Annotated in this window: 2 protein-coding genes; both read right to left on the reverse strand. The window is 73.5% G+C overall.

Going from position 1 to position 2,524, the window contains the following annotated elements; all coding sequences use genetic code 11:
* A partial coding sequence (locus tag ACFU6K_RS36530) for a 3-hydroxybutyryl-CoA dehydrogenase (protein WP_380670574.1) occupies positions 1–884 on the reverse strand: 884 nt, incomplete at its 3' end.
* Between the two features lie 27 nt (positions 885–911).
* Positions 912–2,522, reverse strand: coding sequence for a malate synthase A (gene aceB / locus ACFU6K_RS36535; RefSeq protein ID WP_380670576.1), 1,611 nt, complete (start codon positions 2,520–2,522; stop codon positions 912–914).
* Between the last annotated feature and the right edge of the window lie 2 nt (positions 2,523–2,524).

The raw sequence follows: 2,524 nt of genomic DNA on the forward strand, positions 1-2,524 counted from the left end.
GTGGCGAGGGTGTCGACCAGCCGCTGTCCGAGCGTGTGGAACCCCCGTCCGCTCTTGCGGCCGAGCAGTCCGGCCTCCACCATGCGGGAGAGCAGCGGCGGGGGCGCGTACAGCGGCTCCTTGTACTCCTCGTACATGGAATCGGCGATGGCCTGCACGGTGTCGAGGCCGATCAGGTCGGCGAGTTGGAGCGGGCCCATGGGGTGGGCGCAGCCGTGGACCATCCCCGCGTCGATGTCCTCGGGGCTGGCGTGGCCGGCCTCGGCCATCCGGATCGCGGCGAGCAGGTACGGCACCAGCAGGGCGTTGACCACGAAGCCGGCCCGGTCGCGGGAGTGGACGACGTGCTTGCCGAGGACGTCCCGGGCGAAGGCCTCCACCCGGTCGAGGACGGTCGGGGCGGTGTGCAGCGAGGACACCAGCTCGACCAGGGGCATCACCGGGGCCGGGTTGAAGAAGTGGAGGCCCAGGACGTGGGAGGCCCGGCCGGTGGCGATGCCGAGGCGGGTGACCGGGATGGCCGAGGTGTTGGTGGCCAGGACGGCGTCCTCGGCGACGAGCACCTTGTCCAGGGTGGTGAGCACCCCGGCCTTGACCCGTTCGTCCTCGACGACGGCCTCGACCACCAACTGGCGGTCGGCGAGCGCCTCCAGGTCGTCGGCGAACAGCAGGTGGGCCCAGGCGTCGGTGCGCTGCTGCTCGCTGATCCGGCCGCGGTCGGCGGCGCGGTGCAGCGAGCGGTCGATCCGGGCCCGGGCGGCGCGCAGGGCGTCCCGGCCGGCCTCGCAGACGACGGTGTCGAGCCCGGCGCGGGCGAAGACCTCGGCGATGCCGGCGCCCATCTGTCCGGCGCCGACGACCGCGACGCGGCGGATGTCGTTCATGGGGCACTGCCTCCGTGGTGGGGCGGCTCAGGCCGCGGTGCGGATCCGCACGAGGTGGCGGGCGTAGGCCTCGGTAGTGAGGAAGGCGGGCAGCTCGGCGCCGAGGGCGGTGTCCTCCAGGATCCGTACGGCGTCGTCCACCGGCGTCGGGTCGGCGCCCTCGGCGAGCAGCGTGGCGCGTTCCCGGTCGATCAGGCGCCGCACCATGTCCGGGGTGACGAGCGAGCCGCCGGTCAGCCGGGTGCAGTGGTGCTGCCACTGCCAGATCTGGCAGCGGGCGATCTCGGCGGTGGCGACGTCCTCCATCAGCCCGAAGACGGCCACGGCTCCGGAACCGCCGAGCCAGGCGGTGAGGTAGCGCAGGGCGACGGCGATGTTGGAGCGCAGCCCCTGGTCGGTCGGCAGGCCGACGGAGAGCCTGTGCACGCCGAGCAGGTCGGCGGCGGTGACCTCGACGTCCTCGCGGGTGCGGTCGAGCTGGTTCGGCCGGTCGTCGAGGACGGCGTCGAAGGCGGTGCGGCAGGTGGCGACCAGGCCGGGGTGGGCGACCCAGGAGCCGTCGAAGCCGTCGCCGGCCTCCCGTTCCTTGTCGGCCCGCACCTTGGTGAGGGCCACCGCGTTGGCGGCCGGGTCGCGCTGGGGGATGGCGGCGGCCATGCCGCCGATGGCGTGGGCGCCGCGCCGGTGGCAGGTGCGCACCAGCAGGTCGGTGTAGGCGCGCAGGAACGGCTGGGTCATGGTGAGGGTGGCGCGGTCCGGCAGGACGTAGCGCGGGCCGTGCCGGGCGAAGGTCTTGATCAGGCTGAACAGGTAGTCCCAGCGTCCGGCGTTGAGCCCGGCGGCGTGCTCGCGCAGTTCGTAGAGGATCTCGTCCATCTCGAAGGCCGCGGTGATGGTCTCGATCAGCACGGTGGCGCGGATCGTGCCGTGCGGGATGCCCAACTCGGCCTGGGCGAAGGCGAAGACCTCGTTCCAGAGCCGGGCCTCGCGGTGGTCCTCCAGCTTGGGCAGGTAGAAGTACGGGCCGCTGCCGCGCTCGATCTGCGGCTTGCCGCAGTGGAAGAGGTAGAGGCCGAAGTCGACCAGGGCGCCGACGGCGGGGCGGCCGTCGATGAGCAGGTGCTGCTCGTCGAGGTGCCAGCCGCGCGGGCGGACGACGATGGTGGCGGGGTCGTCGCCGATGCGGTAGCGCCTGCCCTCCGGGGTGGTGTCGTCGATCCGGCGCTCGACCGCGTCGACCAGGTTGAGCTGGCCGGAGACCAGGTTGTGCCAGGTGGGGGCGGTGGCGTCCTCGAAGTCGGCCAGCCACACCCTGGCACCGGAGTTGAGCGCGTTGACGGTCATCCGCCGCTCGGGCGGGCCGGTGATCTCCACCCGGCGGTCGGCCAGGCCCGGCCCGGCGCCGGCCACGCGCCAGGTGGTGTCCTCGCGGACGGCGCGGGTCCCGGGGAGGAAGTCGAGGCTGCCGCCGTTCGCCAACTCGGCGCGGCGGCGGTCGCGTTCGGCGAGCAGCGCGGTGCGACGGGCGGCGAACCGCTCGTGCAGACGAGCGAGGAAGGCGAGCGCCTCGGGGGTGAGGATCTCGTCGAAGCGGTCCTCGTGTGCGCCGAGGACCTCGATGCGGCTGGGCTGGCTCATCC

The sequence above is a fragment of the Kitasatospora sp. NPDC057512 genome (assembly GCF_042802135.1).
GTDB lineage: Bacteria > Actinomycetota > Actinomycetes > Streptomycetales > Streptomycetaceae > Kitasatospora.

Excerpts from the sequence above, each read along its gene's own strand:
- aceB (WP_380670576.1), bottom strand. The coding sequence starts at position 2,522 with ATGAGCCAGCCCAGCCGCATCGAGGTCCTCGGCGCACACGAGGACCGC.